The sequence below is a fragment of the Thermodesulfovibrio hydrogeniphilus genome, from assembly GCF_054657355.1.
The window spans coordinates 1,280,464-1,295,281 of the sequence record NZ_BAAHYW010000001.1 but is presented as its reverse complement, the minus strand read 5'-3'; the positions used below and the strand labels follow the sequence as shown (position 1 = coordinate 1,295,281).

Sequence of the window (14,818 nt, the reverse complement as noted above, 5' to 3'; positions counted from 1 at the left end):
GCTCGCAACAGGGGGGCTCGCAGTGACGAGTGTCTATCTCTATTTTTCGATAAGTCTTCATGCCTTCAGTGTATTACAGGCTTAGTTCCCTAAGCAATCTTGTTTTTTTCTCTATCCCCTAAGAGAGATCTCTTCGGATTGCTTCGCAAGCCTTGTGATGCCATGAAAAAGTTGTTTAGTAAGCCTATTGAAGACTATAAAAGAGCATCACTGCGATTTCGAGCAAAGCGAGGAGGAATCAATCCCAGAGTTCGCTTTAAATTCAGTTCATTGCTGTCCAAAATAATCTAAACTCATAAAAAACATCCGCATAAAATAAGACTTTTGGACAAGAAAATTTGCTTTTTCAAAATCAGGTTACCCCCCTTTCTTTTTATTTGCTGTCCAATTAAACAAGTCTAAATTTTAACTGTTCTATTTGAGGCTCAATTTGCGGTGTCTCTGTCGGTTTATTTATCCATTCCCATAAATTCCTATATGTAAATAGGTTTAGTCTCAACAATGCAACTAGATTACTTAATGACCATCCAAATGTTGATAACTCCTTCAGATACTTCAGTATCAGTATCGCTATTAATGCCGTCCATATCTGTATCTTAAGTGCATTCGCTGATGTCCCTACAAAGGTTTTTACTCTTAGATTTTGTTTCAATGTCTTAAAAAATCTGCCCTGCCATCTGTCTTTGTATATCTCTGATATGGTCGTTGCACCAAAGTTCAGTTGGTTCGTGAGTAGCACAACTGTATCTTTTGTTTCCTTATCCATGACCTCTATCCTCCGTAGCTCATATGGACAGTCTTGCTCTGCATAAAAACCCTTAAGCTTGATTATCTCGTCCCGAATTATGTTTCTGTTCTTTGGCACTGGTAGGCTCTTTATCACTTTATAAGAGGCGTTGTCCTTTAACCTTGTTACAAAATATACCCCCTCCTCTGTCCATCTACCAAATAAAGCATAGTCAACACACCCTCTGTCTATTACTACTATGTCACCAGAACAAAATTGAAGTCTCCTTAATATGTTTACTTCGTGCACTTTACCTTCTGTTATATGCGCATATTCAGGTAAATATCCTGAGTGGTCAAGTAGTAAATGCAACTTTACCGCACCTTTAGTCTTTCTGAATTTTGCCCAGTCAAATACTGTTGCACACAACTCTATTACAGATGCATCAAAGCTCATTAGCTTGTTCTTAAATCTGAATTTCCTCTTGCCAGTAAATTTAGACTGACATCTCTGAAGAAGCATATAAAATACTGCTTGAAAAAGTTCCCACGGTCTGTGTTCATTTGCATAGGCAAGGGTAGAGCTCTTTGGAGCTTCTTTTATACCAAGATGCCTTAACTTACCAACGCAACTGGCAAGTCCATTACATATCTCTCTTAGAGAATGCGCCTGCCCAAGTTGACAAAATAACATAGCTACAAATTGCCCTCAACTCGTAAACCCTTTTGCTCTACGCTCAGCTTCTGTCTGCTTTGACTGACTTCTCAAATTCTAATCTTGGAAAAAGGGATAGAATTTGACTGAAAATACTGCTATACTTATTCATATACACCTCCGATCTGGGTCTTTAATTTTTAAGCTAAATGTTTATCTATTTTACCCAGATCGGAGCTTTTTAAAAAATTTATTTTGGACAAGAGTGAATTCAGTTCTTAGTGAATATTGTTTATCTTTTTTTAGCGACTTTTTAATTCATATTGACTCGTTAAGTTATTATTGATATAATAAATCAAGCCACGAAGGCTTGGAATCGCTCAGAAGAGCGAAAGTAAGCTTTTGTGGCTTTTATTTTTTGAGACTGTCCAAAAATGATAAAGGTTTAAGTCTATGGAGATAGGTAAGAAAAATTTAAAAGACTTCAATAAAAAATTGATAGTAATTTTTCCATCATATGCTCAAATATTAACCTTTTTATCACTAAAAAATCAATTATTACCCCTCAATTTTCAAATACTATCCCTTAGATTTCCTATATTGTTCTCTTTATATTATTGTTTAGTATATGCTTTACACACTAACAAGTTTGTTGTTCGTCTTAAATCCAGCTATGACTCTGCTCAAATAAGCTGCAATGCTCATAAAAACATGTATGCTTACTTGTTTTATCCCCCTTACTCTCAACTGACAAAGCCTTTGAGCTGTCTTAAGTACATTGTTGACTCGTTCAATTACTGTCCTTTGCTTATAAGTCGCTTTAAAGCTTTTCTTACTTCTTATCGCTCTCATTGTTTTTTGTGTGTCTTGGTCTTCTTTGATATAAAAACAAGGTCCGTAATCACTCTTGCCATAGCAGATGTTTCTAAAAAGACATCCTTTTCCTTTTTCTTTATGAAGCCCGCAGCGAAATTTTATTCTTCCTCTTTTGCTTTCTCTTCCCCAATAACAAAGTTCAATTCCTACTGGACAGACAAGTTTTCCTTTGGATGTTACAGTTATAAAGCCTGTTTGCAAAGGATTTTTTCTTCCTCTGGGATTTTCAGCAATGTATGGAATAATGTCTCTTCCCAAAAGAAATTTCCCATTTTCCACAGAATCATATCCTGCATCTGCTATTACTGCCTGTATTGTTTTGTTGTTCTTTTTAGCAATCTTTTGAGCAAACTCTGTCAAAGGTGCAAGAAAGTGCCCATCCCATTTATTTCCCTCTGTAACAGTGGCAGATACAATCACTGGCAATTCTGTGGTAGTGACTGTGAGATGGACTTTGTAGCCAAAAAAGCTAAAGTCCTTCTGTTTGTATCCAAGCTTAGCATCTTTATCAGAAGGAAAGGCTTCTATATGGGTAGAATCTATAGAAAGCTTAAGTTTATTGCTTTTTATATTAACCAAAGATTGAGCAATAAGATTCATAACAATATCATGAAAAGTGTCAACTCCAAGTCTTTGCCTAAAGTAGTGGAAGGTGTTATGTTTTGGAGTGTTTCCGTAGGAGAATCCGCAGAGAAAGCAGAGTCTACCGTCAAACTTGAGCTTTTTAGCAAGGTCTCTTTCAGAGTTGGCATATCCAAGATAAATGAGCAAAAGTGCTTTAAAAAGACTAACAGGGTTGTAGCCTTGCCTACCGACGGAGGAGTACTTATCTCTACAAAGTTCATATATGAAGGAGAAGTGAATACTGCTGAAAAGAATTTTAAGGGGGTCATCAAGAGGTATAATTTGAGAAATGATATTGTCAGCAAAGTTAGGTTGATTATGTCTTCTCGTTGCTTGTCCTCCGATATAAAAGGATTAAGATATTTTAATGATTTAGGGGCAAAGAAAAAAAGCAATAGCTTACAAATGCTTGATTTTCAGGTGTTTGTAAGTTTTTGAACAGTCTCATTTTTTGAAAGGGAGGAAGGAAAGATGAGGAAAGTTATTGTTTTGTTTGTGCTTTTTGCTTTTCCAATGTCAGTCTTTGCAGCAGACATTACAGAGAAGTTTTCAATTTCAGGAACAGCAACAACAGTTTATCAGTGGCTCAATATGAGCAAGGGTTACTTGGATGATGAGACAAAAAAGAAAAGACAAGACCGTGGCTCTGCAGTTATTGATTTTAATGTATCTTTGAGACCAACTGAAAATGATGAATTTTTCTTAAGAGCGAGCTTTGCTAAGGGAAGTGGTTTTAAGGATTCAAGCTATCCTTTCACTTTATCCTCAAATGCAGATGATGTTTTCATTGACCTAAAAAACATTAATGGTCGCTCAAGGGACCATCTTCTGGAGCTTTGGTACTCCCATAAGTTTGAACTTGCAAAGGAGACATCCCTTAAATTTACAGCTGGAATAATTGGCTCAACATCCTTTATTGATGACAATGCCTTTGCAAATGATGAAATTGGGCAGTTTATGAATGAGGCATTGGTTAACAATCCCCTTGCAAATCTTCCAAATTATGACTATGGAGTTGCAGGAGAGTTTGAAATAAATGGATTTCATTTTAGGGTTGTTGGAATGCGTTCAAAGAATGAGGCTGAGAGAAACTACAACTGGATAGGTGCACAGGTTGGATACAAGCTTGAGACATCTTTGGGCGAGGGTAACTACAGGCTTTATGCATACACAACAAACAAGAGATTTTTAGACTGGGATGAAGAAAACTATAAGGCACTGAAAGGCATAGGAGTATCCTTTGACCAAGAGCTTGTGAAGGAGACACTTGGAGCATTTCTAAGGGCAGGCTGGCAGGATGACTCTGCGCAAGTTGATTACAACAGAATGGTCTCATTTGGATTGAATCTTAAGGGAAGTGTTTGGGGAAGGAAGGACGATGAAGTAGGAGTAGGATATGCATATTTAAAGTCTCCTTCAAAGGCTGATTTAAGCTCAAGCCAAGTATTTGAAGGATATGTAAAGTTTAATCTATTCAGCTACAAATTCTTAAGCTCTGACCTTACCCTTGATTATCAGTATGTGCAGGACAAAGAAAGGGAAAATGGAAAGAAAGCAGCAAATATCTATGGAGTTAGATTTAATATTCACTTTTAAGGAGGTATAAGATGAAAGGATTTTCAAAATTTTTACTTAGCATCGTGACAGTCTTATTTTTCGCAGGCACAGCATTTGCTCACTTTGGAGTAATTCTTCCTTCTGAAGACATCATCGGAGAGAAAGACCCAAAGAAAATTACTCTCAAACTCTATTTTATGCATCCCTTTGAGCAGGAATGGTTAAACATGGAAAAGCCAAAGGCTTTTGGAGTGTTAATTGGTGAGGAAAAAATTGATTTACTTGAAAGTCTTGTTAATAAAAAAATAAAGGGTAAAAATGCATGGGAAGCTCAGTTTATGATTAAGAAACCAGGAGATTACATATTTTATTTTGAGCCACAGCCATACTGGGAGCCTGCAGAGGATAAATTTATAATTCATTACACAAAGGTTGTTGTTCAAGCACTTGGAAAAGAGGAAGGATGGGACAAGGAGGTCGGACTTCCAATTGAGATAGTTCCTCTCACAAGACCTTATGGACTATGGGTTGGAAATGTATTTCAAGGAATTGTAAAGCTCAATGGAAAGCCTCTTCCATTTGCAGAGGTTGAGGTTGAGTACTTTAATGAAGGTGGCAAAGTAAAAGCACCAAAGGATTCGTATGTAACACAGGTTATTAAGGCTGATGCAAATGGTGTTTTTACATATGCAATTCCAAAGTCAGGATGGTGGGGATTTGCAGTCTTAACTGATGCTCCATACAAAATTAAGAAAGATGGAAAAGAATATCCTGTAGAGATTGGTGGAGTTATATGGGTTAAGGCAAGGGAGATGAAATAATGCATATATCTGAAGGAGTTCTTTCAGCGCCAGTGCTTCTTGCTGGCGCTATTCTTTCTTTAGGTGGGCTTGCTATTGGACTTAGAAAAATAAGAAACGAAGACATTCCTAAAGTTGCAGTTTTGTCTTCAGCGTTTTTTGTTGCATCTTTAATTCATATTCCAATAGGACCAACATCAGCCCATCTTGTTCTTAATGGACTTGTGGGAATGCTTCTTGGTTGGGCAGCTTTTCCTTCAATATTTGTAGCGCTTGTTCTTCAGGCTGTTTTGTTTCAGTTTGGTGGGCTTACTACTTTAGGAGTGAATACTTTTTCTATGGCAATGCCGGGAGTTTTGTCATATTATATTTTTAGAAAAATGATTCTTAAAGGTAAAACTACTGCATTCATTGGAGGATTTTTAGGAGGAAGTTTTTCAATACTTATTGCAGCAGTTTTTATAAGTATTGCTCTTCTTGAGACAGAAAAAAGCTTTATTGGTGTAGCAGGAACACTTTTGTTAGCTCATCTTCCTGTTGCAGTAGTTGAAGGAATAATAACTGGCTTTGTTGTAACATATCTTAAAAAAGTGAAACCAGAGGCATTTGTTGGTGGATAGTGAATGGTAGCTGGTGATTGGTGAATAGTGATTGGTGAATGGGGAAGAAATTGGGATTACTTTGCAGTAATGGATGCAAAAAGAGAGAAGGAGGGTTAGTATGCGGAATTTAAATTTATTAATTTTTGGAAGCATTTTAAGTTTGATGTTTTTTGTGCAGGACTCATTTGCCCATAAAGTAAGCACCTATGCGTACAGGGAGGCATATAAGGTTTTTGGAGAATGCTACTTTGTTGATGGTTCACCATGCAAAAACAGCAAAGTAGAGGTTTACAATGAAAAGGGGCAAAAAATTCTTGAAACATCAACTGATGAAAAGGGAAAATATAGTTTTAAAACAAATGAAAAGGGAACATTGAAAATAGTAATTCCTGCAGGAGAAGGACACAGGGCTGAGTATAAGTTGGTGGATAGTGGCTCGGGAATGGTGGATAGTGAAAGAAAGGAAAAGAGACAGTCTAAAACAGACAGTGTGAAGAGTGTAGGTGTAAGTGCAAGTGTAGGTGTAAGTGCAAGTGCAGGTGAAAATGCAGGTGCAGGTAAAGTTGAAAATAAGCTTACAAATGAAGAGATTAAAAAGATAGTTGAAGAGGCAATGGAGACAAAAATTCAAGGTTTAAGGGCTGAACTGATGGACTTAAGAAAGCAGATGGATAAGGCAAGCATTAGGGACATAATTGGTGGAATTGGCTATATTTTTGGAATTTGGGGAATTATAATGCTTATTAAAAGAAGAAAAAATGCATCTTGAGGAATTCTCAGAAGGTAGAAGTCTTCTTCATAAATTAGATCCAAGAGTAAAAATATTAGTTTTCTCCGCATTTAGCATACTATGTGCAATATCAACAGGAATTAAAAATCCTTCGCTTTTCCTTCTTTACTCTTTAATTTTGCTTTTCATTGCAAAGCTAAAAATGAAGTCTGTTTTCACAAGGCTTTTTTTAGCAAACTTTTTTATAGCCTTTATCTGGATTTTTGTGCCTCTTAGCTACTCTGGTAATCCATATTTTTATGTTGGTCCACTTAAGATAAGTTATGAAGGACTTATTTATGCTCTTTCAATTACAATCAAATGCAATGCAATAATTATAGCTACAATAGCTCTTTTGTCAACTTCTTCAGTGTTTTCCCTCGCCCATGCTTTGGACCATTTTAAAGTTCCAAAAAAGCTGATAACAGTGTTTTTCCTTTTTTATCGCTACATAACAGTTATTCACGAGGAATATATAAAAATTAAGAGAGCAGTTTACGCAAGGGGGTTTGTTCCTAAAACAAATCTTCATACATATAAAACCTATGCATACATGGTTGCGGGAATTCTTATAAAAAGCTATGAAAGGGCAGAGGAGATTTACAAAGCAATGCTTTGCAGAGGCTTTAAAGGCTATTTTCCTCTTCTTGAGCACTTCAGAATGAAAAAAACTGATATAATATTTGGTATTGCATCTTTTGCAATTTTCATTTTTATTTGGGTTAAAAGTTGAAAGAGCCAATTATAAGACTTAGAAACATCACATTCAGCTACGAAGGAAGAAAAGTCTTTGATGACTTGAATTTTGACCTTTACGAAGGAGAAAGGGTTGGACTGATTGGTCCTAATGGTTCAGGTAAGACAACTCTTTTGTACATTATCATGGGACTTTTAAAACCTCAAAGAGGACTTGTTGAAATTTTTGGGAAAATAAGACAAACCGAAAAAGATTTCAGTGAGGTTAGGCAAAAAATAGGACTGCTCTTTCAGGACTCAGACAGTCAGCTTTTCTGCCCAACAGTAAAGGAAGACGTGGCATTTGGTCCATTGAATCTTGGAAAGACAAAAGCAGAGGCTTCAAAAATTGTGCATGACACACTTGAGCTGCTTGGATTAAAGGGTTTTGAAAACAGAGTTACTTTTAAACTATCAGGCGGTGAGAAAAAACTCGTTGCCCTTGCAACAGTTATTGCCATGAAACCAATTTGCTATTTGCTTGATGAACCGTCTGCTGGATTGGATGAAACTACAGTTGAAAAATTGATAGACTACTTAAAAAATCAAGCAAATACCTATCTGATAGTGTCCCATGATAAAAAATTCATAGAATCAGCGACTGAAAAAATTTATAATTTAAAAGATGGGCAGTTAAGAGAAATGAGGTGACCCAAAAATAGAGATAGAAATCCAAAAATTGGCATAACCATTTGAAAATTAAGCATTTTTTGCTGTCACTTCGAGCATCCGAAGGATGCGAAGCAATCTCTTTGAAGGGGAAAAGGCAAGATTGCTTCCTCCTCGCTTCGCTCGGAGTCGCAATGACGGGGAGGAGAGTGAGACTGCTTCGCCCCAGATTGCCACGCTATCGCTCGCAACAGGGGGCTCGCAGTGACGAGTGTCTATCGCTATTTTTGGGAGGTGAAATTATGGATGAACTATCAAAGGAATATGTTATAGATTTTTTTACAAAGCGTTTTATACATTTCAAAGATAAGCCCGAGGCTGTGGGATGGACACCGCAGGGACAACTGCTTCGTTATAATGCTGTGCTTGAGTTATTAAATCCGCTTGGGAAAAAACTTCTTGATTTTGGCTGTGGTAAGGGTGATTTTTATGGTTTTTTAAAGGAAAAGGGTATTAATTGTGACTATACAGGCATAGATATTAATCCGTATCTTATTGACCTTGCAAGAAAAAAGTATAAAGATGCCAGATTCTTTGTTCAAGACATTGAAAATGAGCCTCTAAACGATGATTTTCACTACACCATTGCCATAGGAGTTTTTAATCTTGCCATTGAAGGTGCAGAAGCTATTATGAATAGATGCTTGAAAATTCTTTTCAAACATACGACTGAGAAACTTATCTTTACCTGCCTCAATAAGAAAACATCGCTTAAGGACATAGGATTGGTCTATTACGACAAAAAATATCTTGAGACCCTTGCAGAGGATTTTCAATGTAAGTATCAAGTTATAGACGATCTCATTGAAGGAGATATTTTTCTTATACTTGAAAAATAGCCATCTGTTTGATTTAAACCATTAGGTTCATTTTGACAATTTTATTAAGTGTCATGGCGATGCTTTAGTAAAAAATTTCCTCTTCCTATTATAAAAAGCTTGCATTGGCAAGCCAAGTGTTCTTTTACCCCACTTCATCAACTTTTGAATAAAAAAATTTTAAAATCAATGAGTTATAATTTTTAGATTAGCCTACAAAATTCTCTCGCACTTTCGTAAGTTCTGAAAATCTTATCCCCTACTCCCAATATTCTAAGTATCTTTTTATGTTCCTCCTTAGCTTTGCTCATAATCCTTATTTTCTCCCCCTCTATCTCAAAACCTCCTATCCCTATCTCATAAAATTTGTCCAAACACATTGCTGTCCAAAATAATCTAAACTCATAAAAAACATCCGCATAAAATAAGACTTTTGGACAAGAAAATTTGCTTTTTCAAAATCAGGTTACCCCCCTTTCTTTTTATTTGCTGTCCAATTAAACAAGTCTAAATTTTAACTGTTCTATTTGAGGCTCAATTTGCGGTGTCTCTGTCGGTTTATTTATCCATTCCCATAAATTCCTATATGTAAATAGGTTTAGTCTCAACAATGCAACTAGATTACTTAATGACCATCCAAATGTTGATAACTCTTTCAGATACTTCAGTATCAGTATCGCTATTAATGCCGTCCATATCTGTATCTTAAGTGCATTCGCTGATGTCCCTACAAAGGTTTTTACTCTTAGATTTTGTTTCAATGTCTTAAAAAATCTGCCCTGCCATCTGTCTTTGTATATCTCTGATATGGTCGTTGCACCAAAGTTCAGTTGGTTCGTGAGTAGCACAACTGTCTCTTTTGTTTCCTTATCCATGACCTCTATCCTCCGTAGCTCATATGGACAGTCTTGCTCTGCATAAAAACCCTTAAGCTTGATTATCTCATCCCGAATTATGTTTCTGTTCTTTGGCACTGGTAGGCTCTTTATCACTTTATAAGAGGCGTTGTCTTTTAACCTTGTTACAAAATATACCCCCTCCTCTGTCCATCTACCAAATAAAGCATAGTCAACACACCCTCTGTCTATTACTACTATGGCACCAGAACAAAATTGAAGTCTCCTTAATATTTTTACTTCGTGCACTTTACCTTCTGTTATATGCGCATATTCAGGTAAATATCCTGAGTGGTCAAGTAGTAAATGCAACTTTACCGCACCTTTAGTCTTTCTGAATTTTGCCCAGTCAAATACTGTTGCACACAACTCTATTACAGATGCATCAAAGCTCATTAGCTTGTTCTTAAATCTGAATTTCCTCTTGCCAGTAAATTTAGACTGACATCTCTGAAGAAGCATATAAAATACTGCTTGAAAAAGTTCCCACGGTCTGTGTTCATTTGCATAGGCAAGGGTAGAGCTCTTTGGAGCTTCTTTTATACCAAGATGCCTTAACTTACCAACGCAACTGGCAAGTCCATTACATATCTCTCTTAGAGAATGCGCCTGCCCAAGTTGACAAAATAACATAGCTACAAATTGCCCCCAACTCGTAAACCCTTTTGCTCTACGCTCAGCTTCTGTCTGCTTTGACTGACTTCTCAAATTCTAATCTTGGAAAAAGGGATAGAATTTGACTGAAAATACTGCTATACTTATTCATATACACCTCCAATCTGGGTCTTTAATTTTAAGCTAAATGTTTATCTATTTTACCCAGATCGGAGCTTTTTAAAAAATTTATTTTGGACAAGAGTGATCTAACATACAATGACAGCAAAAAAATACTTAATTTTCAAATGGTTATACCAATTATTGGATTTCTATCGCTATTTTTGGTAAGTTCTTCAATACAGACAGAAAGTATTGGATGAAGCCTTTCTGCACATATAAAACCTGAAAGTTTAAGGCACTGTCTCAATAGTTCAATATGTTGCCAATTGTACTTCTTTTTTCTTTTAGAGTTTTTCTGAGTATTTTTCATTTTTGTATGATATTGTCCTGTCAAATACTTTTTTTCAAATCTTTTCAGTCTCTTCTGAGCTGTAGATATTGAAATACCTGAGATTTCAGCATACTGTCTGATAATTTCAGATTTTTTGTTTTTTGATGCGCTTATGTAGTTTTTTATCAACCTTGTCATTAATTGCATATCAAACTCCTGTATCATGTTTTGTCCTCCTGAGTTTAGTTGTTTTGACTCAGGAGATATTTTAGCATTTTACGGACATTTTATTTTTATCTATCCATCTATATTTCACGGACATTTTTTATTATCTAATGCGATAACTTGACATTTAAAATAATTTTGTGTATTATATACTAAATTATCTTTGTAAGAAAGGAGGCTTACTGTGGAAGCACCAAGTTTTTTACACATGTTAATTCCTTCTGTCCCAGCTTACGTTAGCCATTCTTGGTTAGCCATGGTTTTAATTATTGTAGTTGCTTTAATTGTTAAGAACAATCTTAAGATGGTTCCATCAGCTCTTCAAAATGTTATGGAAGTTCTATTTGAATTTCTACGGGGACAGGCTTTAACAAGCATTGGACCTAAGTGGGCAGATAAGTTTTTGCCTTTGCTTGGAACTCTTTTTATTTATATTTTAGTAGGCAATTTTTTTGGTCTTATTCCAGGTTTTGAGTCGCCCACATCCAATGTTAATGTTACCTTTTCTATGGCAATTCCCGTGTTCTTCATTTATCAGTATATGGGCTTCAAGGTTCACGGAATTCGCTATCTTGAACATTTTCTTGGTCCAATCAGAAGCGTTTATGCTATTCCATTTATGATGTTTATGTTTGTCGTTGAATGGATAACCCATTTGGCAAGACCATTAACACTGGGTGTCCGACTTTTCGGTAACATGTTTGGTAAGCATCTACTTTTGATGGTTCTCGGAATTCTTGCTCCACTAATAGTTCCTGTTGCATTTTTAGCTCTTGGAACATTAGTTAGCGTCCTTCAGGCATACGTTTTTATGTTATTAACAGCAGTTTATATAGCTGGTGCTGTTGAGGAGCATCACTAAAATAAAAAAAGAAAGGAGGGAGTATCAATGAGAAAGCTTTTTGTAGTTCTTTTTGCTGCTCTTGTTGTTGTTCTTACTGCTTCAGTAGTTTTTGCTGCTGAGTCAGATCCAGCAAAGCTCAATTATTACGGCTATGCTACAGCTGGCGCATTAATAGGACTTGGTGCAGCAGCAGGTGGTGGAGGAGCTGGAATGGGACAGGGTCTCAGAGGTATTCTTGAAGGTTCCGCAAGAAACCCTGGAGTCAGTGGAAGACTTATGACATTCTTCATCGTAGGTCTTGCATTGATTGAGTCATTGGTCATTTATGTTCTCGTATTTGTTCTTATTACCTTCTACGCAAATCCTTTTGTGAAGTAATTTTAGTTAATTTTTCTTCTAAAGGGAGGCAAAAGCCTCCCTTTTTTTATTTCAATACCATTAATAACAAAATTTCTCTCTCTTTTCTACTCTGCAAAAATTATTTTATCTAAATTGAGCGATTTTTATATAAAAACATTGTTAGCCTGTTATTAAGTACTGCTTGAGAATTTTTGAGATTGCTTCGGGCACGAGACTGTAGCGAACCGAAGGCGTGGCGATCCGGTTGCGATGACGAAAAGGGGAGTGCTATCGCAAGGATGATTAAGGGTTTTATTGCAAACCTGCCGAAAGGTATGCGTAGCGATCTCTCTTCCTTAATGCTCCATCTTGATATTGCTGGCAGTGCAAAGCACTGTGTGGCATTCCCGTTCCTTATTGAGAGAGAAAAAACGAGATTGCTTCGGATGCTAACGCACCCTCGCAATGACACCCCCTCCGTCATCACGAGGCTTGCGAAGCAAGCCGAAGTGATCCCTCTTTCGGTGTATAAAAAAGACGAGATTGCTTCGCTTCGCTCACGATAACGAATTAACAAAGGTTTTGTAAATAATAACTCAATTTAGAACCAAAAAGCATTATAAACGATTGGTGATTGATAAAGATTTAAAAAAAATACAGCGATTGGTTGGTATTTCTTTTACTTTTCCCACCTGTTCTCACATACACATACACATACAAATCTTTTAGTGATTAGGAGACATTCTTATTATGTCTGAATTTTTTCCGTAATTAAGAATGTCTAACATCGCATTTAATGATTTAACATGTAAGTTTTCAAATGTAGTAGAGTCTTTCAATTCTCCGAAATTGAAACCAGAGAGAAAAATTAGTGATTTGTATATTTTCTTTGATGTTTTCATTGTCGGAATTGATTCCACTATACTTTGCTCAAAGAATCGGTCGCTTACTTTTTTCACTCTTTTACTAATTGCCATTATTTGAAGCCAGTATAGTCTATCCACCATCCTGTCTGCTTTGAGTTCAAAAATCATATGCTGTAAAGGATTGAGGTCTTTTATTTCCTTATGAAGAACAGCATCTGCTGCAAGATGAGTCAGAAATCCATAGGCAAAAGCTTGTTCTTCGGGTGTTTTAGCGTCTTCAAGAAGATTTAAGCCAGTTTTCCATGAATGGGGATTTTTGCTTTCTGGAAGATACTTTTTGCCTATTACAACATCTGGAAGCAAATTACCGTATATAAAGTATTGTTGGTAATTATTTATAAGTGGCACAAGGGAAATTGGAATAAGATGGATAAAATTAAAAGTCTGCTGCGCCAAATATGCATGAGACAATGGTCCCCATGCATATGAGGTTTCGGGATAAAAAAATACAAGTATAAATAAAAAAATTACTATCATGCTTTGCCTCTGTTGTAAATATTCATTGCCTTTTCAACACCCTCGTCAAGTATTGTAACAATTGCATCAGTGGCTTGTAAAACTTTTTCTTCAATAAGTGGTTTTTCTTCTTTAGAAAAAGGACTTAATACATAATCTGAAATATCTCCATCAGAGGGTTTGTCAATTCCTATTCTAATCCGAATAAAATTATGATTGCCAATGGAATTGATTATTGACTGTACTCCTTTGTGACCACCAGATGAGCCAGATTTTTTAATTTTTATTTTTCCCACTGGCAAATCTAAATCATCATGAATCACTATTAAAGAGTTAGGCAGATTTTTTAATATTTTATCATTTGCAACTTTATTCACTGCCCTTCCACTTAGGTTCATATAAGTAAGTGGTTTTAATAAAATAACATCTTTATCTTTAATTTTGCCTTCTGCAATTAGATAATCATCATGTTCCCTAAAACTAAAATCAAATTTTTCAGCTAACTCATCAATTACTCTGAATCCCACATTATGTCGTGTGTTTCTATATTTTCTACCAGGATTGCCTAACCCGACTATTAATACCATTTAAAGAGCTGTTATTCTTCTTCCTCCTCTTTTTCAGCTTTCTTGCCTTTCTTTATAACTTCTGGTTCAACAGTTTCTTCTGTGGATGGAGTTATTTCTTCTTCAGATTCAACTGTTACTGTTGCAATAACTTCATCTGGATCAGAAATGACCTTAATTCCTTCCTCAAATTTTAAATCTCTAACATGCACAGCATCCCCGACTTCTAATTGGGAAACATCAACTTCTATGTGTCCAGGTATTTTTTCTGGAATCGCTTCAATTTCAATTTCTGTAATTCCGTGCTGAAGAATACCTTTGTCCTGTTTAACTCCAATTGGTTCTCCAATTAACACTATTGGGATTGTAACCCTGAGTTTTTCAGTGGCACTAACCTCCATGAAATCAACATGCAATAATTTGCCTGTAACTGGATCTACTTGATAATCTTGCAATATTGCCTGTTTTTCACTATCCTCAATCTTCAAGGTAACAAATATTTTTTCCTTTGTGGCAATATTCATGAAGGGAAGAATTTCCTTTGCGGCAATCTGTATAGGAGTTGAATTGCCATCTTTATAAATAACGCAGGGAATGTATCCCTCTCTTCTTAATTGTCTTGCAGCTCCTTTCCCTTTTTTCTCCCTCTTAGATACTTGTAGCACAAATTTTTCCATCTTCCATTCC

The 14,818-nt window shown here is 36.1% G+C and carries 17 protein-coding genes and 1 pseudogene; 9 read left to right on the top strand and 9 right to left on the bottom strand.

Annotated elements, in window-relative coordinates; translation table 11 throughout:
* Positions 1-388 precede the first annotated feature (388 nt).
* The 3 genes and pseudogenes from ACYQ3P_RS06535 to ACYQ3P_RS11750 all read right to left on the bottom strand — a co-directional run.
* Positions 389-1,420: an IS4 family transposase gene (locus ACYQ3P_RS06535; protein WP_460177132.1), complete on the bottom strand. Its 1,032-nt coding sequence runs from the start codon at positions 1,418-1,420 to the stop codon at positions 389-391.
* A gap of 594 nt (positions 1,421-2,014) precedes the next feature.
* Entirely contained in the window at positions 2,015-2,857 is an 843-nt protein-coding gene (locus tag ACYQ3P_RS06530; protein WP_460178052.1) for a transposase, read from the bottom strand.
* 90 nt (positions 2,858-2,947) lie between these two features.
* A pseudogene (locus ACYQ3P_RS11750) lies at positions 2,948-3,121 on the bottom strand (transposase); the annotation flags it as partial.
* Between the two features lie 231 nt (positions 3,122-3,352).
* Between ACYQ3P_RS11750 and ACYQ3P_RS06520 the strand changes: the two are divergent.
* The 7 genes from ACYQ3P_RS06520 (at position 3,353) to ACYQ3P_RS06490 (ending at position 8,852) form a co-directional block, all read left to right on the top strand.
* The gene (locus ACYQ3P_RS06520) at positions 3,353-4,477 is read left to right on the top strand and encodes a carbohydrate porin (RefSeq protein WP_460177131.1); all 1,125 of its coding nucleotides are present in this window, start codon (positions 3,353-3,355) and stop codon (positions 4,475-4,477) included.
* Positions 4,478-4,488: 11 nt separating this feature from the next.
* Entirely contained in the window at positions 4,489-5,259 is a 771-nt protein-coding gene (locus tag ACYQ3P_RS06515; protein WP_460177130.1) for a DUF4198 domain-containing protein, read from the top strand.
* Complete coding sequence (gene cbiM / locus ACYQ3P_RS06510; protein WP_460177129.1) at positions 5,259-5,858, top strand: cobalt transporter CbiM; 600 nt, start codon at positions 5,259-5,261, stop codon at positions 5,856-5,858. The genes ACYQ3P_RS06515 and cbiM overlap by 1 nt, the downstream gene beginning before the upstream one ends.
* 100 nt (positions 5,859-5,958) lie before the next feature.
* Positions 5,959-6,609 (top strand): hypothetical protein, encoded by a 651-nt coding sequence (locus ACYQ3P_RS06505; RefSeq protein WP_460177128.1) that lies wholly within the window; start codon positions 5,959-5,961, stop codon positions 6,607-6,609.
* Positions 6,599-7,342 carry a cobalt ECF transporter T component CbiQ gene (gene cbiQ / locus ACYQ3P_RS06500; protein ID WP_460177127.1) on the top strand — a complete coding sequence of 248 codons (744 nt, stop codon included), beginning with the start codon at positions 6,599-6,601 and terminating at the stop codon, positions 7,340-7,342. The genes ACYQ3P_RS06505 and cbiQ overlap by 11 nt, the downstream gene beginning before the upstream one ends.
* Entirely contained in the window at positions 7,339-7,995 is a 657-nt protein-coding gene (locus tag ACYQ3P_RS06495) for an energy-coupling factor ABC transporter ATP-binding protein (protein WP_460177126.1), read from the top strand. Before cbiQ ends, ACYQ3P_RS06495 begins: the two co-directional genes overlap by 4 nt.
* 260 nt (positions 7,996-8,255) lie before the next feature.
* Positions 8,256-8,852: a class I SAM-dependent methyltransferase gene (locus ACYQ3P_RS06490; protein WP_460177125.1), complete on the top strand. Its 597-nt coding sequence runs from the start codon at positions 8,256-8,258 to the stop codon at positions 8,850-8,852.
* 182 nt (positions 8,853-9,034) lie between these two features.
* Here ACYQ3P_RS06490 and ACYQ3P_RS06485 read toward each other — a convergent pair whose 3' ends face one another.
* The 3 genes from ACYQ3P_RS06485 to ACYQ3P_RS06475 all read right to left on the bottom strand — a co-directional run bounded on the left by ACYQ3P_RS06485 (position 9,035) and on the right by ACYQ3P_RS06475 (position 11,000).
* Entirely contained in the window at positions 9,035-9,211 is a 177-nt protein-coding gene (locus tag ACYQ3P_RS06485) for a hypothetical protein (protein ID WP_460176854.1), read from the bottom strand.
* A gap of 117 nt (positions 9,212-9,328) precedes the next feature.
* Positions 9,329-10,435: an IS4 family transposase gene (locus ACYQ3P_RS06480; protein ID WP_460177124.1), complete on the bottom strand. Its 1,107-nt coding sequence runs from the start codon at positions 10,433-10,435 to the stop codon at positions 9,329-9,331.
* A gap of 190 nt (positions 10,436-10,625) precedes the next feature.
* The gene (locus tag ACYQ3P_RS06475; RefSeq protein WP_460177123.1) at positions 10,626-11,000 is read right to left on the bottom strand and encodes a hypothetical protein; all 375 of its coding nucleotides are present in this window, start codon (positions 10,998-11,000) and stop codon (positions 10,626-10,628) included.
* A gap of 184 nt (positions 11,001-11,184) precedes the next feature.
* On the opposite strand from ACYQ3P_RS06475, the gene atpB reads away from it, so the two are divergent.
* Positions 11,185-11,862: a F0F1 ATP synthase subunit A gene (gene atpB, locus ACYQ3P_RS06470; protein WP_460177122.1), complete on the top strand. Its 678-nt coding sequence runs from the start codon at positions 11,185-11,187 to the stop codon at positions 11,860-11,862.
* A 27-nt stretch (positions 11,863-11,889) separates the two neighbouring features.
* Positions 11,890-12,222, top strand: a complete 333-nt coding sequence (locus ACYQ3P_RS06465; protein ID WP_460177121.1) for an ATP synthase subunit c family protein — start codon at positions 11,890-11,892, stop codon at positions 12,220-12,222.
* Between the two features lie 686 nt (positions 12,223-12,908).
* Here ACYQ3P_RS06465 and ACYQ3P_RS06460 read toward each other — a convergent pair.
* From ACYQ3P_RS06460 to ACYQ3P_RS06450, 3 genes are read right to left on the bottom strand one after another with little or no spacing between them, the layout of a single operon-like run.
* Positions 12,909-13,586: a zinc dependent phospholipase C family protein gene (locus ACYQ3P_RS06460; RefSeq protein ID WP_460177120.1), complete on the bottom strand. Its 678-nt coding sequence runs from the start codon at positions 13,584-13,586 to the stop codon at positions 12,909-12,911.
* The gene (pth, locus tag ACYQ3P_RS06455; RefSeq protein WP_460177119.1) at positions 13,583-14,152 is read right to left on the bottom strand and encodes an aminoacyl-tRNA hydrolase; all 570 of its coding nucleotides are present in this window, start codon (positions 14,150-14,152) and stop codon (positions 13,583-13,585) included. Before pth ends, ACYQ3P_RS06460 begins: the two co-directional genes overlap by 4 nt.
* An 11-nt stretch (positions 14,153-14,163) precedes the next feature.
* Positions 14,164-14,808, bottom strand: coding sequence for a 50S ribosomal protein L25 (locus tag ACYQ3P_RS06450; protein WP_460177118.1), 645 nt, complete (start codon positions 14,806-14,808; stop codon positions 14,164-14,166).
* Positions 14,809-14,818 lie beyond the last annotated feature (10 nt).

What these genes read in the sequence shown, in the direction of transcription:
- pth (WP_460177119.1), bottom strand. Translation starts at nt 14,152, where the DNA reads ATGGTATTAATAGTCGGGTTAGGCAATCCTGGTAGAAAATATAGAAAC.
- ACYQ3P_RS06515 (WP_460177130.1), top strand. Translation starts at nt 4,489, where the DNA reads ATGAAAGGATTTTCAAAATTTTTACTTAGCATCGTGACAGTCTTATTT.
- ACYQ3P_RS06505 (WP_460177128.1), top strand. Translation starts at nt 5,959, where the DNA reads ATGCGGAATTTAAATTTATTAATTTTTGGAAGCATTTTAAGTTTGATG.
- ACYQ3P_RS06530 (WP_460178052.1), bottom strand. Translation starts at nt 2,857, where the DNA reads ATGAATCTTATTGCTCAATCTTTGGTTAATATAAAAAGCAATAAACTT.
- cbiM (WP_460177129.1), top strand. Translation starts at nt 5,259, where the DNA reads ATGCATATATCTGAAGGAGTTCTTTCAGCGCCAGTGCTTCTTGCTGGC.
- ACYQ3P_RS06485 (WP_460176854.1), bottom strand. Translation starts at nt 9,211, where the DNA reads ATGTGTTTGGACAAATTTTATGAGATAGGGATAGGAGGTTTTGAGATA.
- ACYQ3P_RS06520 (WP_460177131.1), top strand. Translation starts at nt 3,353, where the DNA reads ATGAGGAAAGTTATTGTTTTGTTTGTGCTTTTTGCTTTTCCAATGTCA.
- ACYQ3P_RS06490 (WP_460177125.1), top strand. Translation starts at nt 8,256, where the DNA reads ATGGATGAACTATCAAAGGAATATGTTATAGATTTTTTTACAAAGCGT.
- ACYQ3P_RS06475 (WP_460177123.1), bottom strand. Translation starts at nt 11,000, where the DNA reads ATGATACAGGAGTTTGATATGCAATTAATGACAAGGTTGATAAAAAAC.
- ACYQ3P_RS06460 (WP_460177120.1), bottom strand. Translation starts at nt 13,586, where the DNA reads ATGATAGTAATTTTTTTATTTATACTTGTATTTTTTTATCCCGAAACC.
- cbiQ (WP_460177127.1), top strand. Translation starts at nt 6,599, where the DNA reads ATGCATCTTGAGGAATTCTCAGAAGGTAGAAGTCTTCTTCATAAATTA.
- ACYQ3P_RS06535 (WP_460177132.1), bottom strand. Translation starts at nt 1,420, where the DNA reads ATGTTATTTTGTCAACTTGGGCAGGCGCATTCTCTAAGAGAGATATGT.
- ACYQ3P_RS06450 (WP_460177118.1), bottom strand. Translation starts at nt 14,808, where the DNA reads ATGGAAAAATTTGTGCTACAAGTATCTAAGAGGGAGAAAAAAGGGAAA.
- ACYQ3P_RS06465 (WP_460177121.1), top strand. Translation starts at nt 11,890, where the DNA reads ATGAGAAAGCTTTTTGTAGTTCTTTTTGCTGCTCTTGTTGTTGTTCTT.